The 26413-nt window shown below is 70.9% G+C and carries 26 protein-coding genes; 13 read left to right on the forward strand and 13 right to left on the reverse strand.

Annotated features, from left to right (window positions below):
- From B9S57_RS20310 to B9S57_RS20320, 3 genes are read right to left on the reverse strand one after another with little or no spacing between them, the layout of a single operon-like run.
- Window positions 1-1425: a glutamate decarboxylase gene (locus tag B9S57_RS20310; RefSeq protein ID WP_103516984.1), complete on the reverse strand. Its 1425-nt coding sequence runs from the start codon at window positions 1423-1425 to the stop codon at window positions 1-3.
- A 15-nt stretch (window positions 1426-1440) separates the two neighbouring features.
- Window positions 1441-2064 (reverse strand): NAD(P)H:quinone oxidoreductase, encoded by a 624-nt coding sequence (gene wrbA / locus B9S57_RS20315; RefSeq protein WP_103516985.1) that lies wholly within the window; start codon window positions 2062-2064, stop codon window positions 1441-1443.
- A 40-nt stretch (window positions 2065-2104) separates the two neighbouring features.
- Entirely contained in the window at window positions 2105-2470 is a 366-nt protein-coding gene (locus tag B9S57_RS20320) for a YbjQ family protein (protein WP_103516986.1), read from the reverse strand.
- 150 nt (window positions 2471-2620) lie between these two features.
- Here B9S57_RS20320 and B9S57_RS20325 point away from each other — a divergent pair, with 150 nt between their 5' ends.
- The gene (locus B9S57_RS20325) at window positions 2621-4003 is read left to right on the forward strand and encodes a DedA family protein (protein ID WP_103516987.1); all 1383 of its coding nucleotides are present in this window, start codon (window positions 2621-2623) and stop codon (window positions 4001-4003) included.
- A 63-nt stretch (window positions 4004-4066) separates the two neighbouring features.
- Here B9S57_RS20325 and B9S57_RS20330 read toward each other — a convergent pair whose 3' ends face one another.
- Together B9S57_RS20330 and B9S57_RS20340 are read right to left on the reverse strand one after the other, a co-directional pair.
- Window positions 4067-5782 (reverse strand): threonine/serine exporter ThrE family protein, encoded by a 1716-nt coding sequence (locus tag B9S57_RS20330; protein ID WP_103516988.1) that lies wholly within the window; start codon window positions 5780-5782, stop codon window positions 4067-4069.
- 201 nt (window positions 5783-5983) lie between these two features.
- Window positions 5984-6478, reverse strand: a complete 495-nt coding sequence (locus B9S57_RS20340; protein ID WP_103516989.1) for an inorganic diphosphatase — start codon at window positions 6476-6478, stop codon at window positions 5984-5986.
- Window positions 6479-6534: 56 nt separating this feature from the next.
- On the opposite strand from B9S57_RS20340, the gene dacB reads away from it, so the two are divergent.
- From dacB to B9S57_RS20375, 7 genes are all read left to right on the forward strand, one after another.
- Window positions 6535-8049 (forward strand): D-alanyl-D-alanine carboxypeptidase/D-alanyl-D-alanine-endopeptidase, encoded by a 1515-nt coding sequence (dacB, locus tag B9S57_RS20345; protein WP_374935970.1) that lies wholly within the window; start codon window positions 6535-6537, stop codon window positions 8047-8049.
- Between the two features lie 48 nt (window positions 8050-8097).
- Window positions 8098-9243, forward strand: coding sequence for a zinc-dependent metalloprotease (locus B9S57_RS20350; RefSeq protein ID WP_103516991.1), 1146 nt, complete (start codon window positions 8098-8100; stop codon window positions 9241-9243).
- 189 nt (window positions 9244-9432) lie between these two features.
- Window positions 9433-10506 carry a tRNA lysidine(34) synthetase TilS gene (gene tilS / locus B9S57_RS20355; protein WP_103516992.1) on the forward strand — a complete coding sequence of 358 codons (1074 nt, stop codon included), beginning with the start codon at window positions 9433-9435 and terminating at the stop codon, window positions 10504-10506.
- Between the two features lie 98 nt (window positions 10507-10604).
- Window positions 10605-11144, forward strand: a complete 540-nt coding sequence (hpt, locus tag B9S57_RS20360) for a hypoxanthine phosphoribosyltransferase (protein WP_014155504.1) — start codon at window positions 10605-10607, stop codon at window positions 11142-11144.
- A gap of 201 nt (window positions 11145-11345) precedes the next feature.
- A complete protein-coding gene (gene ftsH, locus B9S57_RS20365) occupies window positions 11346-13394 on the forward strand; it encodes an ATP-dependent zinc metalloprotease FtsH (protein WP_103516993.1) in 2049 nt (682 codons plus the stop codon).
- 184 nt (window positions 13395-13578) lie between these two features.
- Window positions 13579-14184: a GTP cyclohydrolase I FolE gene (gene folE, locus B9S57_RS20370; protein WP_103516994.1), complete on the forward strand. Its 606-nt coding sequence runs from the start codon at window positions 13579-13581 to the stop codon at window positions 14182-14184.
- 107 nt (window positions 14185-14291) lie between these two features.
- On the forward strand, window positions 14292-14642 hold the full coding sequence (locus B9S57_RS20375; RefSeq protein WP_103516995.1) for a VOC family protein: 351 nt from the start codon (window positions 14292-14294) through the stop codon (window positions 14640-14642).
- Window positions 14643-14709: 67 nt separating this feature from the next.
- On the opposite strand, the gene B9S57_RS20380 is transcribed toward B9S57_RS20375, so the two are convergent.
- From B9S57_RS20380 to B9S57_RS20405, 6 genes are all read right to left on the reverse strand, one after another.
- Complete coding sequence (locus B9S57_RS20380; RefSeq protein WP_103516996.1) at window positions 14710-15195, reverse strand: DUF3180 domain-containing protein; 486 nt, start codon at window positions 15193-15195, stop codon at window positions 14710-14712.
- A 65-nt stretch (window positions 15196-15260) separates the two neighbouring features.
- Window positions 15261-15872 (reverse strand): 2-amino-4-hydroxy-6-hydroxymethyldihydropteridine diphosphokinase, encoded by a 612-nt coding sequence (gene folK / locus B9S57_RS20385; RefSeq protein WP_103516997.1) that lies wholly within the window; start codon window positions 15870-15872, stop codon window positions 15261-15263.
- Complete coding sequence (gene folB / locus B9S57_RS20390; RefSeq protein ID WP_103516998.1) at window positions 15869-16228, reverse strand: dihydroneopterin aldolase; 360 nt, start codon at window positions 16226-16228, stop codon at window positions 15869-15871. The genes folK and folB overlap by 4 nt, the downstream gene beginning before the upstream one ends.
- 192 nt (window positions 16229-16420) lie before the next feature.
- Window positions 16421-16903 carry a nuclear transport factor 2 family protein gene (locus tag B9S57_RS20395; RefSeq protein WP_103516999.1) on the reverse strand — a complete coding sequence of 161 codons (483 nt, stop codon included), beginning with the start codon at window positions 16901-16903 and terminating at the stop codon, window positions 16421-16423.
- The gene (gene folP / locus B9S57_RS20400) at window positions 16900-17760 is read right to left on the reverse strand and encodes a dihydropteroate synthase (RefSeq protein WP_103517000.1); all 861 of its coding nucleotides are present in this window, start codon (window positions 17758-17760) and stop codon (window positions 16900-16902) included. Before folP ends, B9S57_RS20395 begins: the two co-directional genes overlap by 4 nt.
- A 236-nt stretch (window positions 17761-17996) precedes the next feature.
- Entirely contained in the window at window positions 17997-19172 is a 1176-nt protein-coding gene (locus tag B9S57_RS20405) for an ABC transporter ATP-binding protein (RefSeq protein WP_103517001.1), read from the reverse strand.
- A 141-nt stretch (window positions 19173-19313) separates the two neighbouring features.
- Here B9S57_RS20405 and B9S57_RS20410 point away from each other — a divergent pair, with 141 nt between their 5' ends.
- From B9S57_RS20410 to B9S57_RS20425, 4 genes are all read left to right on the forward strand, one after another.
- Window positions 19314-20033 carry an ABC transporter permease gene (locus tag B9S57_RS20410; protein ID WP_103517002.1) on the forward strand — a complete coding sequence of 240 codons (720 nt, stop codon included), beginning with the start codon at window positions 19314-19316 and terminating at the stop codon, window positions 20031-20033.
- A gap of 3 nt (window positions 20034-20036) precedes the next feature.
- Entirely contained in the window at window positions 20037-20711 is a 675-nt protein-coding gene (locus B9S57_RS20415) for an ABC transporter permease (RefSeq protein ID WP_103517003.1), read from the forward strand.
- 68 nt (window positions 20712-20779) lie between these two features.
- Entirely contained in the window at window positions 20780-21757 is a 978-nt protein-coding gene (locus B9S57_RS20420) for an ABC transporter substrate-binding protein (protein ID WP_103517004.1), read from the forward strand.
- A gap of 115 nt (window positions 21758-21872) precedes the next feature.
- Window positions 21873-22901 (forward strand): hypothetical protein, encoded by a 1029-nt coding sequence (locus B9S57_RS20425; RefSeq protein ID WP_103517005.1) that lies wholly within the window; start codon window positions 21873-21875, stop codon window positions 22899-22901.
- 46 nt (window positions 22902-22947) lie between these two features.
- On the opposite strand, the gene B9S57_RS20430 is transcribed toward B9S57_RS20425, so the two are convergent.
- Together B9S57_RS20430 and B9S57_RS20435 are read right to left on the reverse strand one after the other, a co-directional pair.
- Window positions 22948-24090, reverse strand: coding sequence for an NADH-quinone oxidoreductase subunit D (locus B9S57_RS20430; protein ID WP_103517006.1), 1143 nt, complete (start codon window positions 24088-24090; stop codon window positions 22948-22950).
- Window positions 24087-25088, reverse strand: coding sequence for an SAM-dependent methyltransferase (locus B9S57_RS20435; RefSeq protein WP_103517007.1), 1002 nt, complete (start codon window positions 25086-25088; stop codon window positions 24087-24089). Before B9S57_RS20435 ends, B9S57_RS20430 begins: the two co-directional genes overlap by 4 nt.
- A gap of 96 nt (window positions 25089-25184) precedes the next feature.
- On the opposite strand from B9S57_RS20435, the gene B9S57_RS20440 reads away from it, so the two are divergent.
- Window positions 25185-26393 carry a sensor histidine kinase gene (locus B9S57_RS20440; RefSeq protein WP_103517008.1) on the forward strand — a complete coding sequence of 403 codons (1209 nt, stop codon included), beginning with the start codon at window positions 25185-25187 and terminating at the stop codon, window positions 26391-26393.
- Window positions 26394-26413: the final 20 nt, after the last annotated feature.

The raw sequence follows: 26413 nt of genomic DNA on the forward strand, positions 1-26413 counted from the left end.
TCAGTGGTGGAAGGCCGTCTGGACCCCCCGGTCCCGGTGCAACGGGTGCGCCTGGGAGCGTAGTTCGGGCAGCAGCCTGCGCAGATCGTCCAGCAGTAGCTCCGCGAGGTCCGAGGAGAAGCCGTTGCGGCAGACGACGCGCAGCACCGAGAGGTCCTGGCGGTTGGCGGGGAAGGTGTAGGCGGGCACCAGCCAGCCGCGCTCCCGCAGCCGCCTCGACACGTCGAAGACGTCGTACGACGTCACCTCGGGGGCCGTCGTCACGGCGAAGACCGGAAGCTCGTCGCCCCGGGTCAGGAGCCTGAAGTCCTCCAGGGCCTCGAACGCCCCGGCGAGCCGTCGCGCGATGTCCCTGGACGTCTGCTGGACGGCCCGGTAGCCCTCCCGGCCCAGCCGCAGGAACGTGTAGTACTGCGCCACCACCTGCGCGCCGGGCCGGGAGAAGTTCAGCGCGAAGGTCGGCATGTCACCGCCCAGGTAGTTCACCCGGAAGACCAGCTCCTCCGGCAGCTCGGCCGGTGAACGCCACAGCGCCCACCCCACCCCCGGGTAGACCAGTCCGTACTTGTGCCCGGAGGTGTTGATCGAGGACACCCGGGGGAGCCGGAAGTCCCACACCACGTCCGGGTCGAGGAACGGTGCCACCATCGCCCCGGACGCCCCGTCCACATGGACCGGGATGTCGAGCCCGGTGCGCTCCTGGAGGTCGTCCAGCGCCGCACACAGCTCCGCGATCGGCTCGTAGGAACCGTCGAAGGTGGAGCCGAGGATCCCGATCACGCCGATGGTGTTCTCGTCGCACAGCTCGGCGGCCGCCCGCGGGTCCAGATGGAAGCGCTCGCCCTCCATCGGGACCAGGCGGGGCTCCACCTCCCAGAACGTGCAGAACTTGTCCCAGCAGACCTGCACGTTGACGCCCATCACCAGGTTGGGCCGGGCGGTCGCCGGATACCGGTCGGCGTTCCTGGCCGCCCAGCGCCGCTTGAGGGCCATCCCCGCCAGCATGCAGGCCTCGCTCGACCCCGTGGTCGAGCAGCCCACCGTCGTCGCGGGATCGGGGGCGTTCCAGAGGTCGGCGAGCATCGCCACACAGCGCCGTTCCAGCTCGGCGGTGCGCGGGTACTCGTCCTTGTCGATCATGTTCTTGTCCCGGCACTCGGCCATCAGCACACCGGCCTGGGGCTCCATCCAGGTGGTGACGAAGGTCGCGAGGTTGAGCCGGGAGTTCCCGTCGAGCATCAGCTCGTCATGGACGAGCCGGTACGCGGTCGACGGCGGCAGCGGGCCGTCCGGGAGGACGTGTGTCGGCGGCGCCGCGACCATCGGTGCGGTCGGGTCGGCCTCCCCGAAGAACGGGTTGAGGGCGAGTCTGCGGTGCTCCTCGGACGGGGCGGGCCTGCCGTGCGAACCCTGGTGGAGTGGCATCGGTCGGCGGTCCCCTCAGTTCTCGGCCGCGAGTCCGGCCTTGATGGCCCGGGTGAATCTCACGACGCGCTCGGCCTGGACCCGTGCGGCGGTCAGGGTCTGCTCGGCGACCGGGATGTCGCCCTGCCCGGAGACGTGGGAGGTGCCGTACGGATTGCCGTCGACGAATTTCGTCGGGTCCGTGTAGCCGGGAGGGACCAGGATGCCGCCGAAGTGGTGGATCGTGTTGTACAGGGCCAGCAGGGTGGACTCCTGACCGCCGTGGGTGGTGCTGCTGGCGGTGAAGCCGCTGTAGACCTTGTCGGCGAGCTGTCCCGCCTGCCAGAGGCCTCCCAGGGTGTCGAGGAACTGCTTGAGCTGGGCGGCGACGTTGCCGTACCGGGTGGGCGTGCCGAGGATCACCGCGTCCGCCCAGACCATGTCGTCGGGCGAGACCTCGGGGATGTCCGCGGTCGCCTCCGCATGCTCGGCCCAGGCCGGATTGGAGTCGATGGCCGCCTGCGGGGCGAGCTCTGCGACCTTCCGCAGCCGCACCTGCGCACCGGCGTTCTCGGCGTCCCGCGCGATGGCCTTCGCGATCGTCGAGATGGTGCCGGTGGACGAGTAGTAGATGACGGCGACGTTGACGGACGTGGGCATGCGGGAACCTCCGGGGGGGGTGAGGGGAAAAGGGTGCCGGTCAGGCCTTGCTGATCACGGCCGCCGTTCCGTAGGCGCACACCTCGGTGCCCACCTCGGCCGCCTCGCTCACGTCGAAGCGCATCATCAGCACCGCGTTCGCGCCGCGCGCCCTGGCCTGGTCGACGAGCCGCTCCATCGCCTGGTTGCGGGTCTCGACGAGTGTCTTGGTCAGCCCTTTCAGCTCACCGCCGATCATCGACTTCAGACCGGCGCCGATCTGGCTGCCGAGATGGCGGGAGCGGACCGTGAGCCCGAAGACCTCGCCGATGACCTGTGTCACCTGGTATCCGGGTACGTCGTTCGTGGTGACGACCAGGACGTCCGCCTGGGGTGTCTGTCCGCCGCCGAAGTCCTCAATGCCCATGGTGTGGCACCTCCTGCGGAAAGCTTTGCCCTGCTTCGGGCCGTGCGCATCCGCGCTTACGCCAGTGGAACCCAGCCGTCCTCCCCGGCGTTGATAGCTTGGGACGGCCACGCAGCCGCCGCACATCGACCCACCCTGGAGCCCGGACCCTTGAATACGCTTGCGCTCGGCCCGAGCTGGCTGGACCCGGATTACCTGCTCAACACCTTCGGGCTGCCCGGCCTCCTGCTCATCGTGTTCGCCGAGTCCGGGCTGCTCATCGGCTTCTTCCTCCCCGGTGACTCCCTGCTGTTCACCACGGGTCTCCTGGTCACCACCGGCGACCTGAAGTACCCCCTGTGGCTCGTCTGCCTCCTGGTCGCGCTGGCGGCGATCATCGGCGACCAGGTCGGCTATCTCTTCGGACGCAAGGTGGGGCCGTCCCTCTTCAAGCGCCCGGACTCCCGGCTCTTCAAGCAGGAGAACGTCGAGAAGGCGCACGAGTTCTTCGAGAAGTACGGCCCGAAGTCGCTGGTGCTCGCCCGCTTCGTGCCCGTCGTCCGGACCTTCACGCCGATCATCGCCGGTGTGAGCCGGATGGAGTACCGCTCGTTCATCACGTTCAACATCATCGGCGGCGTGCTCTGGGGCGTCGGGGTGACGCTGCTCGGGGCGGCGCTCGGCAACATCGCCTTCGTGCACGAGAACATCGAGATGATCCTCATCCTGATCGTGCTGATCTCGGTGGTGCCGATCCTGATCGAGTTCCTGCGGGCGCGCGGCAAGTCGAAGAAGGAAGGCGCTGCTGAGCAGGGCGACGACCGGTCTCCCTCCGACCCGGGCCCGGGCGAGGGCCCGCACGGCGGAGCGGGCCGGGGCGGCCCTGCCGCCCACCGGTACGCGGACGACCAGGCAGCCCCGTACGACGGCGGCGGCCAGTACGGCACCGGCCAGGCCGGCCGGTACGAGCAGGGCGCGCAGTACGGCGGCGGTCAGTACGGCGCGCCCCAGGGCGTCGGCGAGTACGGCGATCAGGGTCAGTACGGCGCGCCCCAGTACGGCGGCGGGCAGGCCGGCGGTCAGTACGGCGCGCCTCGGGGCGGCCAGTACGACCAGGCGGGTCCGTACGGCGCGCCTCAGGGCGGCGGCGGGTACGACCAGGGCGCCGCGTACGGCGACGGCCAGGCAGGTCGGTACGGCGGCAACCAGGCAGATCAGTACGACCAGGGCGGTCAGTACGGCGGCGACGCGGCGGGTCAGTACGGCCGGCCGGGCCAGTACGACCAAGGCGCGCGGTACGGCGCCGGCCAGTACGGCGCACCTCAGGGCGGCGGTCAGTACGGCGGTCAGGGCGGCCGGTACGACCAGGCCGGCCAGTACGGCGCCGGACAGGCCGCCCCGTACGACGGCGGACACGACGGCCGGTACGACGGTGCTCAGCCCGGTCCGTACGACGACGGTGGCGCAGGCCCCTACGGCGACCGGCCCGCGGCCGGCCGGGGCGAGGACAGGGACGACGACCCGGGTCAGTACGGGTGGCAGAACAGGCGCTGACCCGCGAGCGCGCGCACGAGAAGGCGCCCCGGTCCCTGCGAGGGGCCGGGGCGCCCTCTCGTGTCAGAAGCCCCGGGTCCGCTTGGCCGCCCGGCGGGCTCCGCCCTCGACCGCGCCCGGCACCCGCATGAAGAGCCGGGAGATCTCGCTCCCCAGATTGACCCCGATGGCGATCGCCAGGGCCGTGGCCACAGCGGTGGAGAGCGAGGTGAGCCCGGTCTCCACCTCGTTCTGCGCGATGCCCAGCAGACCGAAGTAGGTCGCCGAACCGGGCAGCAGCGGGCCGATCGCGGCCGTGATGTAGGGCAACGACGAGCTGTAGTGGTAGCGCGAGAAGAGCTGGCCGAACAGCCCCACCAGACCGGCCGCGACCGCCGTGGCGGCCACCGGTGAGATACCGCCCTCGCGGGCCATCGCCCCGTAGATGACCCAGGCCACGCCCCCGTTGATGGTCACGGCGAGCACCGTGGACCGCTCCTGCTGGAGCAGGATGGCGAACGCCAGCGTCAGGCTCATCGAGACCAGGATCTGGAGAACCGGCCGGTCGTTGGCGATGAACCGTGCCTCCGGGTTCAGCTCGGCGCCGAGCTGGACCCCCAGGTAGAGCATCAGCAGCACGCCCGCCACGATGCCGATGAAGAAGTACATGACCTCCAGGAGCCGGGCTCCCGCGGTGATGTAGTAGCCGGTCAGGCCGTCCTGCACCCCGGCGACGAGTGCCCTTCCGGGCAGCAGCGCGAAGAGCCCACCGGTGATCACCGCGGAGGGCCGCACATCCGTCGGATGGGTGAGGGTCAGAGCGATGCCCATCGCGGCGGGGGGCATGGCCGCCACCGTGAACTGGTAGAACTCGGGCAGCCCGCGTCCGGCACAGAGCCAGGCGAGCCGGTCGCCGAGCATCGCGCCCGCCGCCGCCACGAGGAAGACCAGCACACCACCGCCGACCAGCACCGACGCGGAGCCGGCCAGCAGACCGGCGGCGGCCGTCAGCACCCAGCCCGGATAGGGGTGGCGGTTACGGCGGATCTCGGCGAGGCGCCGGTAGGCCTCCTCCAGCGAGACCTCGACGTGCTCCGCCGTGGTGATGTCGTCGATCAGCCGGAACACGGCGGCCAGCCGCGTGTAGTCGGTGCCCCGGCGGCGCACGGTCCGGCTCGCCGTCACGGGGTCGTCGACCAGGGACGGCTGGTAGGAGATGGAGATCAGCGTGAAGGTGACCGTCGGCTCGCTGCGGTCGAGCCCGTACGAACGCGACACCGCGAACATCGCCGCCTCGACGTCCTCGGCGCCCTCACCGCCCGCGAGCAGCAGCTCCCCGATACGGAGCGTCAGGTCGAGCACACGCGGAACCGCGGGCCCCGAGTCATCGGTCTTCTGCACGATCTCGGGTGCCGGACGTTCGAACACCGGCATCCGCAGCATCGTGCGCATCCGGTCCTGCCACGGCGCTTCCTTGGTGAGCCGGACCATCGGGATGCCGTGCGCGGGAGTGAACGCGGGCGGCTGCTGCTGGGCGGTGTACCCGCTCGGCGGGACGAAGGCGGACGACAGGGTGTCGGCGCCCGAACCGCCCCCCGGGCCGGAAGCGGAACCCTGGCCGGAGCCGGACGACGCCGGGGTGTCGGGGTGCACCCCGGCCGGAAGAGCGAATTCCGATGTCGGATGGTCGTCCTCGGGCGGAGTCGTCGGCTGCCCCACACCGGTCGGCGGGACGAAGGCGCTGCGTACCTCGTCGGACTGGGGCTTCTGGTCCTCGGGGCCGCCCTGTTCCGCCACCACTCGACCTCGTTCCTCCTCGACTGCTCGTTCGTTCCGGGAGCGCTTCTGCCCAGTATGAGCACGGTCATGGGCCGCACACGCCACGGGCGGCACACCGGTGAAGGTGTGCCGCCCGTTGTCCGTACGCCTCGCTGGGCCGCTCGGCCCCATGCGCCGTCATCCGCGGCTCCCGCCCGTAAGCGGAAGCCGGAGGGAATCAGGTCAGTGCTTGCCGCCCTGTGCCTCGAGGCGCTTGCGGGAGGCCTCGATCTCGGCCTCGGCCTCGGTGCGGCCGACCCAGTCGGCGCCCTCGACGGACTTGCCGGGCTCCAGGTCCTTGTAGACCTCGAAGAAGTGCTGGATCTCGAGGCGGTCGAACTCCGACACGTGGTGGATGTCGCGCAGGTGCTCCACCCGGGGGTCGGACGCCGGGACGCACAGCAGCTTGTCGTCGCCGCCGGCCTCGTCGGTCATCCGGAACATGCCGATGGCACGGCACTTGATGAGGCAGCCGGGGAAGGTCGGCTCCTCCAGGATGACCAGCGCGTCCAGCGGGTCGCCGTCCTCGCCGAGGGTGTTCTCGACGAAACCGTAGTCCGCCGGGTAGCTGGTCGAGGTGAAGAGTCGACGGTCCAGACGGATCCGACCGGTCTCGTGGTCCACCTCGTACTTGTTCCGCGAACCCTTCGGGATCTCGATAACGACGTCGAACTCCACGGGTGGCTCCTCCATGATCAACACATACGACTGGTGGTTAAGTGTCCCTCACGCAGATGAGTGCTCGCGAAAGGGGCTGGTCGACGGTGGCCGAGCCGGTGCAGAGACCGACGGACGAACCGTTGACCGGGTGGGGCAAGTGGAAAGCCCCCAAGTACCTGAAGCGTGGGAGTGGGCCGGGCGATCTCCGGCTCGTCGCAGGCTCCGCGGTGCTCGGCCTGGTGGTCGCCGCCGGTGCCGTCCTCGCCGCCGGTCCCTGGGACTCCGGTCAGCGTAAGGCCGAGCGGGACCGGGTGGCCGCCCAGCAGCGCGCAGGTGGTGCACATCACGAAGGGACCACCTCGGACGGGCCGGCGCCCGCGCCCAGCGCGCCCGCCGTCCTGAAGGCACTGGGAGCCACGACCGGCCTCACGGCCCCGGCGGGCACGAGCGGTCTGGAAGCCGCCCTCGCGCCCCTGTTGGACGTGCCCGCCCTCGGCTCCGTACGCACCGCCGTGGTCGTCGACACGGCCACCGGCAAGCAGCTGTACGCGCGGGGAGCCGGGACCCCCATGACCCCCGCGTCCACCGTGAAGATCGCCACCACCGTGGCCGCGCTCTCCGCTCTCGGCCCCGACCACCGCATCGCGACGACGGTCACGCTCTCCCCGGACTCCCGGACGCTCACCCTCGTGGGCGGGGGCGACCCCACCCTGGACGAGCGGGCCCTGCGCGCCCTGGCGGCCGACACGGCACGCTCCCTGCGTGACGGCGGCACCGGCACCGTGCGGCTGACGTATGACACCTCGCGCTACTCCGGACCGGCCCTTCACCCCATCGGCCCCAACGAGAACATCGCACCCGTCAGCGCCCTCATGGCCGGTGAGGGCCGTCTCGACGCGAGCGACAAGGGACCGGCCCCCCGTACCGACGACCCCGCGGGCGATGCCGCACGCACCTTCGCCGGGCTGCTCGGCGACGCGGGCGTCTCCACCCGGTCCGCCCCCTCGTCCGGGCGGTCGGCGGCCGGCTCCCGCACGGTGGCGACGCACCTGTCGAAGCCGCTCTCCGCGCTCGTCGAACGGGCCCTGACCAACAGCGACAACGACATCGCCGAGGCCCTGGCCCGGCAGACCGCGCTGAAGGCGGGGGAGCCCGCGTCCTTCGCCGGGAGCCGCCGTGCCGTCACCGCCCGGCTGAAGGCGCTCGGCCTGCCGCTGAACGGTGCCCGGCTCTCCGACGGCAGCGGCCTCGACCGCGCGGACAAGGTGACGGCGGGTCTCCTGGCCCGGCTGCTCGCGCTCGCCGCCGCACCGGACCACCCCGAACTCCGGCACGTCCTCACCGGCCTGCCGATCGCCGGATTCAGCGGCACGCTCGACGACCGCTACTCACAGACGTCGCCCGCTACCGGCCTGATCAGGGCCAAGACGGGCACCCTCACCGGGGTGAACAGCCTCGCCGGAACCGCGGTCGACGCGCGGGGTCGACTCCTCGCCTTCGCCTTCCTGGCCTCGGGCACCACCTCCCCGGGCGAGGCGGAAGCCTCACTGGACGCCCTGGCCGCCACACTCACCGAAGCCACCCGGTGAGCGGCTGACACCCCACCACGGAGCGACCACCTCACGTACGGTTGACGCATGACGAGCATCGGTGGTGCCGAGATGGTCGACTGGAATCTCGCGGTCGCGACTGCGACCCGGTTCGTGCGGCCGGGTCCCGAGATCAGCCGCGAGGAGGCCCGCGCCGTCGTCGCGGAGCTCCGCCGGCATGCCAAGGCCTCGGAGGAGCACGTCCGTTCGTTCACCCGAATGATCCCGGAGGGCCACGAACCCGAGGACACCCCCGTCCTGGTCGTCGACCGGGCGGGGTGGATCAGGGCCAACGTCGCAGGCTTCCGCGAGCTCCTGGGTCCACTCCTCGGAAAGATGCAGGACCGCCGCGGCGGCGGCCCGGGCAACGCCGTGCTCGGCGCCGTCGGCGGCAAGGTGACCGGCGTGGAGCTGGGCATGCTCCTGTCGTTCCTGGCCTCCCGCGTACTCGGCCAGTACGAGACCTTCGCCCCCGCCACCCGGGAGTTCCCCGCGTCCTCCAAGGGCGGCGGGAGGCTGCTGCTGGTCGCCCCCAACATCGTCCACGTCGAACGCGAACTCGAGGTCGACCCGCACGACTTCCGGCTCTGGGTGGCCCTCCACGAGGAGACGCACCGCACCCAGTTCACCGGGGTCCCCTGGCTCCGTGACCATCTGCAGGGCGAGATCCAGACGTTCCTCGACGAGACCGACATCGACCCCATGACCGTGCTGGAGCGCCTCCGTGAGGCCGCGCAGGCCTTCTCCGGAGGCAGCCGCCCCGAGGGGGAGCGGGGCGAGGAGGGTGACGACGGCGGGCGCAGCCTCGTCGAGATCGTCCAGACGCCCTCGCAGAGGGAGATCCTGGGTCGCCTCACCGCCGTGATGTCCCTGCTCGAAGGGCACGCGGACTTCGTGATGGACGGGGTGGGCCCCGACGTGGTGGCCTCCGTCGCCGAGATCCGGGAGAAGTTCCAGCGGCGCAGGGCGCGCGGCGCGAGCCGGCTGGACCTGGCGCTGCGCAAGCTGCTGGGGCTCGACGCGAAACTACGGCAGTACCGCGACGGCGAGAAGTTCGTCCGGGCCGTGGTCGACGAGGTCGGGATGGACGGGTTCAACCGGGTGTGGACCTCGCCCAACACCCTTCCCACCAAGGCCGAGATCGCCGCCCCGGCGGACTGGGTGGCGCGGGTGCACCGTAAGGCAGATTCGTGATCTCGGCCGGTCCTGCGGCAGAAGATTGCCTCGCCAATCACCCATCCGAGGGACCATAGGGGCATGGGAAGGCGTGCAATGCTCGATGAACAGCTTGGCTCTGTCACCATCGACGCACTCTGAGTGACGGGACTCCGTCCCGTCCTCTCCGAGGCACCCCCCAAAACTTCACCCCGAAGGGCACCGGACATGGGTCCCCATCCTGCGGTCGCGGCGATACGCCTGGCGGTCCGCCGCGTACTCCACGACGTCGTCACCGAACACCACCGTCACACCGAACAGGCCGGACGCGCCGAGTTCGCCGAAGCAGGGGCGGGCGGGCGGTGTTCGACGCTCCCGGAACGGCCGGACACCCCGCTGGTGCTCGTCGCGTGCTCCGGGGGCGCCGACTCCATGGCCCTCGCCTCCGCCCTCGCCTTCGAGTCGCGCAAGCTCCCTGTCCGCGCCGGCGGCATCACCGTCGACCACAACCTCCAGCCCGGCTCCGGACTCCGCGCCGACGAGGTCGTCGCCCGCCTCGCCGAGATGCACCTCGACCCGGTCGAGGCCGTCGCCGTGCACGTCGGCCGGGACGGCGGGCCCGAAGCCGCCGCCCGCGACGCCCGCTACGCCGCCCTCGACGCGGCGGCGGAGCGCCACGGCGCCGCAGCCGTCCTCCTCGGCCACACGCGCGACGACCAGGCCGAGACCGTCCTGCTGGGCCTCGCCCGCGGTTCCGGCATCCGCTCCCTCTCCGGGATGGCCGCCGCCTCCGGCCCCGCCGGCCGCTACCGCCGGCCCTTCCTCCAGCTCGACCGGCAGACCGCCCGCAAGGCCTGCCTGGTCCAGTCGATCCCCGTGTGGGACGACCCCCACAACGTCGACCCCGCCTACACCCGCTCCCGGCTGCGCCACGAGGGCCTGCCCGCCCTGGAGAAGGCGCTGGGCAAAGGCGTGGTGGAAGCCCTCGCCCGTACGGCGCAGCTCTCCCGCGACGATGCCGACGCGCTCGACACCTGGGCCGCCGAGGCCGCCGGATCGGTCCGTGACGACGACGGACGGCTGGAGTGCGCCAAGCTCTCCGTCCTGCCGCCCGCGGTGCGCCGCCGGGTGCTGCGCCGGGCCGTGATCGATTCCGGGTCTCCCGCGGGTTCGCTCTTCGCCCGCCACATCGAGGAAGTCGACCGGCTCATCACCGGATGGCGGGGCCAGGGCGCCATCAACCTGCCCGGCCGCGTCGAGGTCCGGCGGCAGGGTGGCAGACTGGTGATTCGGCAGAGCTGAAGCGCAAGCGGCTGAAGAGCAGGCGAAACGCCGGTCCGGCCCGGGCAGCGGCCCGGTCCGGCAGGGCAGAGAAAGAGACGCTGGTGAACGAGAAGGACATGGGCACCGACCTTCAGTCGGTGCTCCTCACCAAGGAAGAGATCGACGCGAAGCTCGTCGAGCTGGCAGCGAAGATCGACGCGGAGTACGCGGGCAAGGACCTGCTCATCGTCGGCGTGCTCAAGGGCGCGGTGATGGTGATGGCGGACCTGGCCCGCGCACTGTCCACCCCCGTCACCATGGACTGGATGGCCGTCTCGTCGTACGGCGCCGGCACCCAGTCCTCGGGCGTCGTCCGGATCCTCAAGGACCTCGACACCGACATCAAGGGCAAGCACGTCCTGATCGTCGAGGACATCATCGACTCCGGTCTGACGCTGTCCTGGCTGCTGACCAACCTCGGCTCGCGCGAACCCGCGAGCCTGGAGGTCTGCACGCTGCTCCGCAAGCCGGATGCCGCCAAGGTCGCGATCGACGTGAAGTGGGTCGGCTTCGACATCCCCAACGAGTTCGTCGTCGGCTACGGGCTGGACTACGCGGAGAAGTACCGCAACCTTCCCTTCGTCGGTACGCTCGCCCCCCACGTCTACGGCGGCTGAGGCGACCCGGCCCGGCCCAACCCGGCCGGACTCCCGGGAACCCTCATGGCGTTCGGGCCGTTGGAGCCTTCGAAGACGGGTTTGTCGTACCTCCCCTGCGGTCACGGGTGACAATGCTGGGGTACCGTCCGAAGAACAGTCTTTTCTCACAGCAGCATTTACCTACGGGCAGGAGGGACGGGGCGACTTCGCTCCGTATGGATGGACGTGAAGCGATACTTCCGTGGGCCGGTCATGTGGATCGTGCTGGCCGTCCTCGCCGTGGTCGTGTTGATGCAGGTCGTCGGCTCGTCCGGCGGCTACAAGACGGTGGACACCGGCAAGGTGATCCAGGCGATCAGCAAGAACCAGGTGGAGCAGGCCAAGCTGACCACCGGTGACGAACAGATCCTGAAGATCGAGCTGAAGGACAAGCAGAAACTCGAGGGCGAGTCCGGCAGCAAGTTCCAGGCGAGCTACATCGGCAACCAGGGTGTCGAGCTCGCCGACACGCTGCAGAAGAAGTTCGAGAGCGGTGACATCGAGAAGGGTTACACCGTCTCGCCGTCGAAGCAGTCCCCGTTCGTCTCGATCCTTCTCTCGCTGCTGCCCTTCGTCCTGATCGTGGTCGTGTTCCTGTTTCTGATGAATCAGATGCAGGGCGGCGGCTCCAAGGTCATGCAGTTCGGCAAGTCCAAGGCCAAGCTGATCACCAAGGACACGCCGAAGACGACGTTCACCGATGTGGCGGGGTCGGACGAGGCCGTCGAGGAACTGTACGAGATCAAGGAATTCCTCCAGGAGCCGGCGAAGTTCCAGGCCGTCGGAGCCAAGATCCCCAAGGGCGTCCTGCTGTACGGGCCGCCCGGTACGGGTAAGACGCTGCTCGCACGCGCCGTCGCGGGCGAGGCGGGTGTCCCGTTCTACTCGATCTCCGGTTCCGACTTCGTCGAGATGTTCGTCGGTGTCGGTGCCTCCCGTGTCCGTGACCTCTTCGAGCAGGCCAAGGCGAACGCTCCGGCGATCGTCTTCGTCGACGAGATCGACGCCGTCGGACGCCACCGCGGTGCCGGTATGGGCGGCGGTCACGACGAGCGCGAGCAGACGCTCAACCAGCTGCTCGTCGAGATGGACGGCTTCGACGTGAAGGGCGGCGTCATCCTGATCGCCGCCACGAACCGGCCGGACATCCTGGACCCGGCGCTGCTGCGTCCCGGGCGTTTCGACCGGCAGATCGCCGTCGACCGACCGGACATGCAGGGCCGCCTCGAGATCCTCAAGGTGCACCAGAAGGGCAAGCCGGTAGCGGAGGACGTCGACCTCAACGCGGTCGCCCGTCGTACGCCCGGCTTCACCGGTGCCGACCTGTCGAACGTGCTGAACGAGGCCGCGCTCCTCACGGCGCGCAGCAACAAGAAGCTGATCGACAATCACATGCTCGACGAGGCCATCGACCGCGTCGTGGCGGGTCCGCAGAAGCGGACCCGGATCATGTCCGAGAAGGAAAAGAAGATCACCGCGTACCACGAGGGCGGACACGCCCTGGTCGCGGCGGCCTCACCCCAGTCGGACCCGGTCCACAAGATCACGATCCTCTCCCGCGGCCGTGCCCTCGGTTACACGATGGTGCTCCCGGAGGAGGACAAGTACTCCACGACGCGCAACGAGATGCTCGACCAGCTGGCGTACATGCTGGGCGGGCGCGCGGCCGAGGAGCTGGTCTTCCACGACCCGACCACCGGTGCTGCGAACGACATCGAGAAGGCCACCGCAACGGCCCGCGCGATGGTCACGCAGTACGGCATGACCGAGCGCCTCGGTGCGATCAAGTTCGGTGGAGACAACACCGAGCCGTTCGTGGGCCGGGAGATGGGCCATCAGCGCGACTACTCGGAAGAGGTCGCGGCGCTCGTCGACGAAGAGGTCAAGAAGCTCATCGAGACCGCCCACAACGACGCGTGGGAGATCCTCGTCGAGAACCGGGACATCCTCGATGCCCTGGTCCTCGAGCTTCTCGAGAAGGAGACCCTCGGCAAGGAGCAGATCGCCGAGATCTTCGCCCCGATCGTGAAGCGCCCGGCCCGTCCGGCGTGGACCGGTTCCGCCCGGCGTACTCCGTCGACGCGTCCGCCCGTGCTCTCTCCCAAGGAGCTGGCCCTCACCAACGGCAGCGCCAATGGTTCGGGAACTCCGGAGATCGCTCCGACGGACATGACGAAGAACACCGGCACCTCCACGGAGGCGCTCCCCGAGGATCGCCCCGAGAGCTAGCCCCCTGCCCGACCTGGTGTGGCCCCTGTCACGGGGGCTCCACCAGGCCCGGAATGGATGCCGCGCCCCCCAGGTTCTAGCCTGTGGGGGCGCGGCTATTTCGTATGCCTGCGCTGTGCCCGCCGTATGTCCGTGAGGTCCTGGTGGGCCCGCGCGTGTGACTGCACAGAGGAACGAGGCACAGATGACCGACCCGGTGACGCTGGACGGCCAGGGCTCGATCGGCGTATTCGACGAGAAGCGGGCCGAGTCCGCCGTACGCGAGCTCCTCATCGCGGTCGGCGAGGACCCCGACCGTGAGGGACTGCGTGAGACCCCGGGGCGAGTGGCGCGGGCGTACAAGGAGATCTTCGCGGGCCTCCACCAGGAGCCCGAGGACGTCCTGACGACCACGTTCGACCTCGGCCACGACGAGATGGTGCTGGTCAAGGACATCGAGGTGTACAGCACCTGTGAACATCACCTGGTGCCGTTCCACGGTGTCGCGCACGTCGGGTACATCCCGGCGACCTCCGGCAAGATCACGGGGCTCTCGAAGCTGGCGCGGCTGGTCGATGTCTACGCCCGCCGTCCCCAGGTCCAGGAGCGGCTCACCACACAGGTCGCCGAGTCCCTGATGGCGATACTGGAGCCGCGCGGGGTCATCGTGGTCGTCGAGTGCGAGCACATGTGCATGTCGATGCGCGGAATCCGCAAGCCCGGGGCCAAGACGCTCACGTCCGCGGTGCGCGGACAGCTGCGCGATCCGGCGACGCGCGCCGAGGCGATGAGCCTCATCATGGCGCGCTGAGAAGACGGACGGGAGCCGGTGCGGGAGCGATGAGTTCGCGGGGCGGGGAGAGTCGACCGTAGGGGAAGAGGCCGGACGGCCGGATCCACGAGGAAAGGAGCTTCCCGATGTCCTACACCCATGTGCTGGCCGTTGCGCCCGTGATGGCCATCGAGCCGGCGGTGGAGTGGTACGAGCGGCTTCTCGGCCGCCCTGCCGACACCAGGCCCATGGACGGGCTGGCCGACTGGCACATCTCCCCGCACGCCTGGCTCCAGGTGTTCCGGGCGCCCGAGCAGGCCGGAGGAGCGCTGGTGAATCTGGTCGTCGACGACCTGGACCGGACGCTCTCGGACCTCGCGGAGCGGGGGATCACGGCCGGGGAGACCCAGCCCGGGTCGCGCGGTGTGCGGTTCGCCGCCGTCCATGACCCCGACGGCAACCGGGTCACCCTGATCGAGAACCCGGTGGCCGACTGACGGGGCCGGACTGCGGGGCCGGACTGCGGGGCCCGGCTGACGGGTCCGGCTCGCGGCGCCCGACGGGTCAGGCGGCCTGGGCCGAGTTCCTGTCCTCGTCGCCGTCCTCCGGGAGGCGGCAGACGCGCTCCAGGAACAGGGCGGCCGCGATGACGCCGATGCCCGCGAGCACGGCCGCGCCCGCGTAGATGGCCTGGTCGCGGCGGGGCGGGATGTCGAGGAAGCCGAGCAGGAAGATGCCCGTGCCGCCGTACATCCCGGCGACCAGTGCCGCGACCAGTGCGCTCGCCTGGCCGAAGACCAGGGCGCGGGCCGCCATCAGCGGCTCCACGCCCTTCGCCCCGGGGCGACGCTCCCGCTGGGCGCGCAGCCGTGCCCGGATCGACAGGGCCGTGGCCAGCAGGACGACGGCGATCACGGCCAGCACGATGGGTGCGGCGAGCGGCACGCTCGGGAGTGTCCCCAGGGAGTCCCAGAGGCGGGCCGCGCCCCAGGACAGCACGCCGGCTCCCACGAGGAGTCCGGCGAGGAGCCCGAGCCGTAGTTGCTTCACCGAGAGTGCCGCCCTTCGCCGCCGTGTCCGTGTCGTTCGCCCGTAGTGGCTCCTGAGCCTAACGACTACTCGGGGAGACGGAGTTCCAGGTCGGGGCGGGGAAGCACTCCGTCGCGGCCCAGGCCGGCCAGCAGGTCGGCGACCGGGCCGGCGCCGGGGAGCTGGGCCTCCGGGTCCACGTCCTGCCAGGGGGCGAGCACGAAGGCTCGCTCGCGGGCGCGCGGGTGCGGAAGGGTCAGCAGCGGGTCGTCGGAGACCACGTCGGCGTACGACACGATGTCGACGTCGATGGTGCGGGGACCCCAGCGCTCCTCACGGACCCGGTCGAACGCCTCCTCGATGGCCTGGCCGCGCTCCAGCAGGGAGGAGGGGGGCAGGGTCGTCTTCACGACGATCACCGCGTTGAAGTACGACGGCTGGGTGCCCGGGTCGACGCCCCAGGGCTCCGTCTCGTAGACGGGGGAGACCGCCTTGACCCGGAGGCCGGGGGTGTCCTCCAGGGCGTCGATGGCCCCCTGGAGCGTCTCCAGCCGGTTGCCGAGGTTCGAGCCGAGGGAGATCACGGCCCGTTTGGGGTTGGACAGCGTGACATCGGCGGCGTCGACCTGCTCGACCACGGCCGCGGGAACCGGCTGTACGGTCGGGTCGCTCTGACCCTCGGTGGAAAATGCGGTCATGCTCGGCTCCGGGTGATGGTGATGGTCACGTCGTCGAAGGGGACGGTGATCGGTGCGTCCGGCTTGTGGACGACGACCTCGACCTCCTGGACACCTTCGTGCTTGAGGCACTGCTGCGCGATGCGTTCCGCGAGGGTCTCGATCAGGTCCACCGGCTCACCCTTGACGACATCGACGACCTCCTCCGCGACCACGCCGTAGTGAACGGTCTTCGACAGGTCGTCGGCGGCTGCCGCGGGTCGGGTGTCGAGGACGAGCACCAGGTCCACGATGAAGGTCTGGCCCTCTTCCCGTTCTCTGGGGAAGACACCGTGGTGCCCACGGGCCTTGAGGCCGCGCAGCGCGACACGATCCACGCGAATCACTCCTGCTTTTCGTCGTCTCCGGAGACACCTGACCGCGTGCGGGCGGTGAAGTGCCGTCTTTCGAATCTACCCGCGAGCACCGACAGCACCCGCCCGCGGGGGCGCGGCCCGGCCCGGCAGGGGCTGGTAGCCGCGTATACCCCGGGATCGGGGAGCCCAATCCCCGCAGTCCGCTCCGTCCGCTCAGGCGGTCGGTTCCTCGTCCTCTTCCTCACCGGCTTCGGCCAGTACGGGGGAGCCGTGGTGGGACCAGAGCTTCCAGCCGTCCGGTGTGCGCCGGAACACATTGGTGGCGACGACGAGCTGGCCGACGAGCGGGCCGAGCGCGTTGCCGTCCTCCGCCGGGCCCCCGCTGAGGATGTTCTCGGTGCAGGTCACCAGGGCGGTGTCACCGGTCATGGCGACGCCGACATCGGTCAGGAAGAACTGGATGTACTCGGTGTTCGCCATGATCAGGGCGTAGCTCCGCAGCACCTCGCCGCGGCCGGTGAGCACGGGCCAGCCGGGGTGGACACAGGAGACGGTGAGGTCCTCGCCGGGCAGCCACAGGCCGGAGAGCTCGTCGAGGTCGCCGCGTTCCATCGCCTCGTAGAAGGCGGTGTTGGCCTGTTCGACCGAGGCGATGTCGGCGGCCGCCTCCTCGTGCTCGTCGCGCGGGGGGCTCACGCGGCTCCCTCGACGGCGCGGGCGACGCGTACCGCGTCCGCCGTGGGCCGCACCGCGTGCACGCGGACGGCCCAGGCGCCCGCGGCGGCCGCGAGGGCGGAGATCGCCGCCGTGGCGGCGTCACGTTCCCGGGCGGGTGGCGGGGCGGCGCCCTCGCCTGCCAGGACATGGCCGAGGAACCGCTTGCGGGAGGCGGCGACGAGCAGGGGCCTGCCCAGATCGTGCAGCCGGTCGAGGTGGGCGACGAGCGCGAGGTCCTGGGCGGCGTCCTTGGCGAAGCCCAGCCCCGGGTCTATCACCAGCTTCTCGGGGTCCACCCCGCCGTCGATCACTGCCTCCACGCGCGCACGGAGTTCCGTGACGACCTCGCCGACGACGTCCGCGTAGACGGCGCGGCTGTTCATCGACTCGCTGAAGCCGCGCCAGTGCATGACGACGAAGGGCACTCCCGCGTCGGCCACGACCCGGATCATGGCCGGGTCGGCGAGGCCCCCGCTCACGTCGTTGACCAGCGTGGCGCCGGCGGCGACGGACTGCTCGGCGACGCCGGCCCGCATGGTGTCGACGGAGACGGTGACGCCTTCCGCGGCCAGCCCCCGCACCACGGGGATCACCCGCCGCAGCTCCTCCGCCTCGTCCACCCTGCTCGCTCCCGGGCGGGTCGACTCACCGCCGACGTCGATCAGGTCCGCGCCCTCGGCCGCCAGTTCGAGGCCATGCTTGATCGCCGCCGTGGTGTCGAACCAGTGGCCTCCGTCGGAGAAGGAGTCGGGCGTCACATTGACGACTCCCATGACCGCGCAGCGGTCCCACTCCGGCAGACCCCGCACCGTGCCCCGTCCTCGCAACGTACTCATGCGACCAGCCTAGGCCCGTGAAGGGCGGGGCCGGGCCGCTCCCGCGTGGCCGTCGCCGCCGGATCCGCCGCCGGCGGCGCGGCACCGTCCCCGGGAGGGCCCTGCGGGGGGTCCGCCGCTCCGGGATCCGTCCGCGCCCCGTTCGGCCGGACGGATGCCGAGGGCCGGGAGGGAGCGTCGGCGGCTGGGAGGCGGGGGGGCCGGGCGGGAGCGCCCGGGCCGGGAGGCGGCGGCCCTCAGGGGGAGCCGACGCCCGCCACCGTCTCCACCGCGACCTCGGCGCGCGACACGTCCTGGGCATCCGCGTCGATCGAGCGGCGCAGCGCCTCGTGGAGCCGGGCCGGGGTGAGGACACCGAGGAAGCGGCCGGAGCCCTCCTTGTCGATGACGGCGATCCACCCCGCGTCGTGCTGGAGCATGGTGGCGAAGGCCTGCTTGAGCGGTGCGCCGAGCGGGAGCCAGGCCTCCATGCGCCGGGCTTGCTCACGGACCGTGCCTTCGGCGGACACCCCGTCGTCCGCGGGGATCCAGCCGTGCAGCTTGTCCTGGCCGTCCAGGACGACCGCCCAGCGCGCGCCGTCGGCCCGGAGCCGCTCGGTGGCCCTGGCCAGCGGATCGTCGAGGTGGACGACCGGCGGCTGGTCCAGGTCGCTCTCCTCGATGGGCGTGACCGAGAGCCGCTTCAGGCCGCGGTCCGCCCCGACGAAGTCGGCGACGTACGGCGTGGCCGGAGCCCCGAGCACCGTGGCTGGGGTGTCGAACTGCTCGACGCGGCCCCGGCCGTACACTGCGATCCGGTCGCCGAGACGGACGGCTTCCTCGATGTCGTGGGTGACGAACAGCACGGTCTTGTGCACCTGCGCCTGCAGTTTCAGGAATTCGTTCTGCAGCCTTTCCCGTACGACCGGGTCCACCGCGCCGAAAGGCTCGTCCATCAGCAGGACCGGGGGATCGGCGGCCAGGGCGCGGGCCACGCCGACCCGTTGGCGCTGACCGCCGGAAAGCTGCTCGGGATAGCGGCCGCCATAAACGGAAGGATCCAGTCCGACAAGATCGAGCAGTTCGGCCGCTCGCTTCCTGCCCTTTTCCCTTCCCCAGCCGAGGAGATGGGGAACGGTTCCCGTGTTCTCCAGGACCGTTCGGTGCGGGAAGAGGCCGACCTGCTGGATCACGTAGCCGATTCGGCGGCGGAGTCTGACGGGGTCCATGGCGGATATGTCGTCCCCGTCGAGGAATATCCGGCCGTCGGTCGGTTCGATCAGGCGGTTCACCATTTTCATGGTGGTGGTCTTGCCGCATCCGGAAGGCCCGACGAGCGTGACCAGTTCACCCTCGGCGACCTCGAAGGAAAGGTCGTCGACGGCGGTGGTGCCGTCCGCGTACCGCTTGGTGACGTGCTCGAAACGGATCATGATTCCCCAGTGTGACGCGGGTTCTGTGAAGGCCATGTTGCCGGAATACGACAGCCTCGGCGATTGTCGGTGGTCGAGGATAGGGTCATCCAGGACCGGACCCGGGGCGGCGTCGCGAGGGCACACAGGAGGTGGGGGCGGATGGCCGAGCAGAACTGCCTGGTGGCGAACGACTGGATCTGCGGAGAGTATCTGCGCTCCCGCAGCCACGAGTTGACCGAAGCGACCGTCCAGCACATCTGGATCACGGTGGTCTCCGTGCTGATAGGGCTCGCGGTGGCCTTTCCGCTCGCGCTGCTCGCGCGCCGCGGACGGGGTTTCGCGGGCCCGGTGCTGGGCCTGACCACGGTGCTCTACACCGTGCCGTCGCTGGCGATGTTCTCGCTGCTGCTGCCGCTCTTCGGGCTGTCGGCCGCGCTCGTCGTCACCGGCCTGGTGCTCTACTCGCTGACGATTCTCGTACGCAACATCCTGGCGGGCCTCGAAGCGGTCCCGCAGGAGGCCAAGGAGGCCGCCAGGGGCATGGGCTACGGCCCCGTCCGCCTCCTCTGGGAGGTCGAACTCCCGCTCGCGCTCCCCGCGCTGATGGCCGGGCTCCGCATCGCCACGGTGTCGACGGTCGCGCTGACCACGGTCGGCTCCCTCGTCGGCAAGGGCGGGCTCGGCAATCTCATCGAGGACGCCCTGCCCAGCTTCTTCAAGGCCCAGGTGCTCACCGCGTCCGTGCTCTGCGTGCTGCTCGCGGTGGCCGCGGACCTGCTGCTGCTCGGTGTGCAACGCCTGCTCACGCCCTGGACCCGGATACGGACGCCCGCCGTGGCATCCGCCGGTGAGGGCATCGCGAAGACGGAGGCCGGCTGATCCATGGGAGTCGTCGAAGAGGCGTGGGTCTGGCTCACCACCGGCGCGAACTGGTCGGGGGACGGCGGGGCGGCACACCGGCTTGCCGAGCACCTGTACGTCAGCGGGATCGCGCTCGCGGCGGCCTGCGCCATCGCTCTGCCGGTCGCGCTGTATCTGGGGCACGTGGGCAAGGGCGGCGGGCTCGCCGTCAACATCTCCAACGTGGGGCGGGCGGTCCCGGTCTTCGCGGTGCTGGCGCTCTTCATGATGACGCCCCTGAGGAACTCCGGCTATCTGCCCACCGTCATCGCCCTGGTGCTGTTCGCCGTGCCCCCGCTGCTGACCAACGCCTACGTCGGGATGAGAGAGGTGGACCGGTCGGTGCTGGAGGCCGCGCGCGGCATGGGGATGTCCGGCGTGCAGCTCTTCGTCCGGGTCGAGCTCCCGCTCGCCTACCCGATGATCATGACGGGTCTCCGGTCCGCCGCCGTGCAGGTGATCGCCACCGCCTCGATCGCGGCGATGGTCGGTCTCGGGGGTCTGGGCCGGATCATCACCGCCGGATTCAACACCTACGACACCGCCCAGGTCTTCGCGGGCGCCGTGCTGGTCGCCCTGCTGGCCCTGGTGGTGGAGGGCGTCCTCGTGGCGCTGGACCGGCTGCTGTCGCCCCTGCGCCGCCGCCGGACGGTATGAGCGGGCGGACTTCTCGGACTGTGGACCTTTCGGACTGTGCACACCATTTTTCTCGGACGGAGAACAAAATGAGCAGGACCTCGCGCATAGCGGGTGCGGTCATCGGAGCGGTCGCGCTGGCAGGGTCGCTCGCCGCCTGCGGCGGCGACAGCCTGGAGAAGGAGGGCGGCTCCGACACGGGCGCCGCCTCCGACTCCAAGAAGGGCTCGCTCGTCGTGGGCGCCGCCGGCTTCACCGAGTCCAAGGTGCTCGCCGAGCTGTACGCCCAGGTCCTGGGCGACGCCGGGTACGACACCTCGATCACCACGGTGAAGAACCGCGAACTGTACGAGCCCTCCCTGGAGAAGGGCGAGATCGACGTCGTCCCGGAATACGCGGCGACCCTCGCGGAATTCCTCAACGCCAAGGTCAACGGCGCGGCGGCGGCGGAGAAGAAGCCGGTCGCCTCGGGTGACGTGGCGGCGACCGTCACCGCTCTCGAGAAGCTCGCCGGCCCGCTCGGACTGAAGGTCCTCCCGGCGGGCGGCGCGGTCGACCAGAACGCCTTCGCGGTGTCGAAGGAATTCGCCGAGAAGAACAGCCTCACGACGCTTTCCGATCTCGGCAACTCGAAGATCAAGGTGAAGATCGCGGCGGGCGACGAGTGCGAGGTCCGCCCCTTCTGCGCACCCGGACTGAAGAAGACGTACGGCATCGACGTCACCGGTATCGACCCCAAGGGCGTCGGCACACCGCAGTCCAAGCAGGCCGTCAAGGACGGCAAGGACCAGCTGGTCCTGACCACCACCACGGACGCGGTGCTCGACTCCTACGGGCTGGTGTTCCTGGAGGACGACAAGAAGCTGCAGAACGCGGACAACGTCCTTCCGGTACTCAATGCCAAGGACGCGGGTTCGCCGGAGATCGCGGAGGCGCTCGGGAAGCTCACCGACGCACTCACCACCGAGGACCTCGCGGAACTGAACCGCAAGGTCGACGCGGAGCGCGCCAAGCCCGCGGACGCGGCCGGGGAGTATCTCCGGTCGAAGGGTCTGGTCAAGAAGTAGAAAGGCCTCCGGAAGGGGCACTTGGGAGGCCGCGGGCGCCCGGTCAGGTAACCGGCGGGGAACAGATTGCCGGGCGGCCTCCCAAGTGACTCGTACACACGGTAAATTTCGGGCCATGCCACGAGGACGCCACCGCCATTCGCCGCCCCTCCACAGAATCCTGCCTCCCGCCGTGGTGGCCGGAGTGCCGGTCGTCTGTGCCGCCGGAGCCTGGCTCCTCGCGGAACCTCTGGCCCTGCGCGCCCTGGTGGCGGTGACGGCGGCCGCCGCCGCCACCGGCGCCTGCATGATGCGGAGCTGGGACCGGGCCGCGGGGCTGCGCGTCGCGGAGCTGACCCGTGCCCGGGTGAGCGACGAGTGGAAGACCGAGGAGCGCATAGCCGAACTCGAGGCGGACCTCGAGGAATCACGGGAACTGCGCACCCGGCTGGAGACCAAGCTGCGCCGCAAGCGCGTGGAGCTCGCCGGTCTGCGGGGCGAGCACGCCGCGCTGCTGCGCCGCTACGCCAACGCCGAGACGGAGCGGGCCAGCGCGCTGGAGGGCCGCAGGCAGCTCGCCATCGAGGCGTCCTCGCCGCGCGAACTCCTCCCCGCGCGTTCCACGCCCACCCCGGCCTCCTATCTGCGTGCCGCCCAGGCGCTGCAGGACCTGACGCGCAACGCCGCGCTCCAGGAGGCCCGCCGCACGGCCGAGCTGGCCAGGAGGCGCGACATCGCCGAGCGCTCGGCGGAGCGGGACCCGGAGGGCGACGGCCCCAAGGGGAAGCACGCGGCGGTCGGCGGAGCGGGTGACCTCCAGCACCGCCGTTCGCAGGCAGCCCTCCCCGCACCTCAGCTCTCTCCCGCCGCCGTTCGCCCGCCCCGCGCGGTCCCGGCTGCCTCCGCGGTCGCCCCGTACGCCGCGGCCCGCCGCCACCTCGTGCCGCAGGGCAGCTTCGACTTCTTCGGCGCGCAGAAGGCGGACGCCGCGATCGAGTCCGTGCAGAACGAGGACCTCGCGGACGTGGTCGGCGAGGAGGCGCTGGCGGCGCACCGTACGGGTGCGATCGAGAACCGCGCCGTCGGCAAGGTCATCGACCTCACCGCGCACGACGAGACCGAGCAGCTGGACGTCGTCGAGCTGCGGAGCGCGATCTCCTCGTAGCCGCGAGGGGCCTTCGGCGTGCGGTCGCCGGCCCGCCGGGTCCTCTCTACTTGTCGATGTCGCCGACGACGAAGAACAGCGAGCCCAGGATCGCCACCATGTCGGCGACGAGCGTGCCGGGCAGCAGTTCGGTGAGCGCCTGGATGTTGTTGAACGAGGCGGAGCGCAGCTTCAGCCGGTACGGCGTCTTCTCGCCCGTGGACACCAGGTAGTAGCCGTTGATGCCCAGCGGGTTCTCGGTCCAGGCGTAGGTGTGGCCCTCCGGGGCCTTGAGGACCTTCGGCAGCCGCTGGTTGATGGGTCCGGGCGGCAGCTCTCCCATCCGGTCCAGGCAGGCGTCGGCGAGGTCCAGGGCGTTGTGCGTCTGCTCCAGGAGGCATTCGAAGCGGGCCAGGCAGTCGCCCTCGGTCCGGGTGACGACCTTCAGGGTGTCCCGCAGCTCCCCGTACGCCAGGTACGGCTCGTCGCGCCGCAGGTCGAAGTCGACCCCGGAGGCCCTGGCGATCGGACCGGACACCCCGTAGGCGTGGACGGCCTCCGCGGAGAGCACGCCCACCCCCCGGGTGCGGCCGCGGAAGATCTCGTTGCCGAGCACCAGCCGGTCGTACACGTCCATCCGTGAACGCACGGACGCCACGGCGTCCCTGGCCCGGCCGAGCCACCCCGCGGGCAGGTCCTCCTTGAGGCCGCCGACCCGGTTGAACATGTAGTGCATCCGACCGCCGGAGACCTCCTCCATCACGGCCTGGAGCTCCTCGCGCTCGCGGAAGGCGTGGAACATCGGGGTGATCCCGCCGAGTTCGAGCGGGTAGGAGCCGAGGAACATCAGGTGGTTCAGGACCCGGTTCAGCTCCGCGAGCAGCGTCCTCGTCCAGACGGCGCGCTCCGGGACCTCCATGCCGAGCATCCGTTCGACGGCCATGACGACCCCGAGCTCGTTGGAGAACGCCGACAGCCAGTCGTGGCGGTTGGCGAGCATGATGATCTGCCGGTAGTCCCTGGCCTCGAAGAGCTTCTCCGCTCCCCGGTGCATGTAGCCGATGACGGGCTCGGCCTGCTGGATCCGCTCGCCGTCCAGGACGAGCCGCAGCCGGAGCACACCGTGGGTGGAGGGGTGCTGCGGGCCGATGTTCAACACCATGTCGGTGCTCTCCGCCGCGCCGCCGATGCCGATCGTCGTCTCCGTCATGCGGGACAGTATCCCCCCTCGCCATCGGGGACCCGATGGCGCAGCCAGCCGAAGTCGCCCAGCCCGCCGCGCGCCGTGAGCTCCGCCGCCTCGCCGGCCGACGCGAGCGCCCGCACATAGCCGGCCGGGTCGGTCGACGCCTGCGTCAGCGGCGGGCGTTCGCCGCTGATCCCCAGCTCCCGCAGCGCCGTCCGCTGGTCCAGCAGCTCGGCCTCGCCGTCCGCCGCGGCCGCGCAGGCGTCCAGAGCCACGTGCGCGGTCAGGTCGCAGCTCCCGTCGGGCACCGGCGGGACCTCGCGGCCTCCCCTGAATCCGGTCAGCGTCCCGAACGGGGGCCTCGCGCCCCGCGCATGCGCGTAGTCCACGGCCACCGCGGTGCCGCCGGCCAGCGAGGCGACGGCGCCGGCCCAGGCCTCGTCGCGCGGGCGGCCGATCTCCGCACGGTCCCCGGGCCGGGAGAGCGGCCACCAGCGGCTCAGCCACCGGGCGTCCTCGCCGGTCACCGGGTCGCCCAGCCGCTCGGTGCCGTCCGCCCTCCGTACGAGGACGTAGCGCGGCACCCCGTCCGCGTCGGCCTCGGCGATGTCCGTCGGGACGTTGTCCAGCCACTCGTTGGCGAACAGCAGCCCGCGTACGCCCCGCGGTGGTTCGGCGCACCACTCGACGGCCGGGTCGAGGCCCGCCGGCCGCGGGGCGACCTCGACGGCGTACACGCGCGCGGTGAGGCCGGGAGCCACCGTCCCGTCCCGCAGTGCCGCCAGCACCCCGGCCGCCAACTCGCCGCGGCCGGCTCCCACATCCACCAGACCGACCGAGTCCGTCCCCAGCTCGCGTGCCGTCCGGGCCAGCAGCCGGGCGACGGCGGTGGCGAACAGCGGGGAGGCGTGCACCGAGGTACGGAAATGGCCGGCGGGGCCCTCCGGGCGCCGGTAGAACCCCTCTTCCCCGTACAAAGCGGTCTCTGCGGCTTCCCGCCAGCGGCACCAGTCATACGTCACGTAGGCAAGTCTCCACCTTGGGGAGTACGGTCCCAGGACCCGGATCGGCCCTTCGGCTGACCCGAGCACCGATCGGCTGTCCCTACGCTGGGTAACGTGCAGCGCTTCTACGATTTCATCCGCAGACACCCGACGGGCGTCGACATCCTCTGGGCTGTCCTCCTCCTCGGGTTCTCCGGCGTGTCCATCGTGGCCGAGCAGGCCGGCGGAGGCCGTGAGCGCGTCGCTGCCGTGCCGATCGCCGTCGGCCTGTCCGTCGTGGTCGCGTTGCGCCGCCGCCTCCCGGAGAGGATGCTGCTGCTCGCCATCCTGATGGGACTCGCCCAACTCCTCCTCGGGGTGCGGCCGGGCGTGGCCGACTTCGCCCTGCTGGTGATCACGTACACCGTGGCCACGGTGGGGGAGCGCAGGGCGTCCCGCCTCGCCCTCGGATGCAGCCTGTCCGCGGCCGGGCTGTCCCGGCTGCGGTGGCCCGACGAGGCGCCCGGCGGCGGCTGGGTGCAGTCGGTCGGCTACGTCGTCATCATGACGGTGCCCTTCGTCCTGGCCTGGGTGCTCGGCGACTCGATACGCACCCGGCGGGCCTACTTCAGCCAGCTGGAGGAGCGGGCCGCCCGGCTGGAGCGGGAGCGCGAGGCGCAGTCGAAGGTCGCCGTGGCCGCCGAACGGGCCCGGATCGCCCGCGAACTGCACGACGTCGTCGCGCACAACGTCTCCGTGATGGTGGTCCAGGCCGACGGCGCCGCATATGTCATGGACGCGTCCCCGGATCAGGCCCGGCAGGCGCTGGAGACCATCTCGGGCACCGGCCGCCAGGCGCTCGCCGAGATGCGGCGGCTGCTCGGAGTGCTCAGGACCGGCGACTCCCAGGAGAGCGGGGAGTACGTCCCCCAGCCCGACGTCGAGCAGATCGAGGAGCTCGTCGGCAAGGTCAGGGAGACCGGCCTCGCGGTGGACTTCAAGATCGAGGGCACTCCCCGTCCGCTGCCCAGCGGGGTCGAGCTGACCGCGTACCGCATCGTCCAGGAGGCGCTCACCAACACCCGCAAGCACGGCGGCCCGGACGCGGGAGCGAGCGTGCGGCTGGTCTACTTCGACGACGGGCTGGGCCTGCTGGTCGAGGACGACGGCCGAGGCTCCCCGCACGAGCTGTACGAGGACGGCGGGGCCGACGGGGCGGGGCAGGGAATGATCGGCATGCGCGAGCGGGTCGGCATGGTCGGCGGCACCCTGGACGCGGGCCCGCGTCAGGGCGGCGGCTTCAGGATCAGCGCGCTGCTCCCGCTCAAGCCGGCCAACCAGTGACAGAAGGACGGGACCCCCTC

It is taken from the genome of Streptomyces sp. SM10 (assembly GCF_002910915.1).
Lineage (GTDB): Bacteria > Actinomycetota > Actinomycetes > Streptomycetales > Streptomycetaceae > Streptomyces.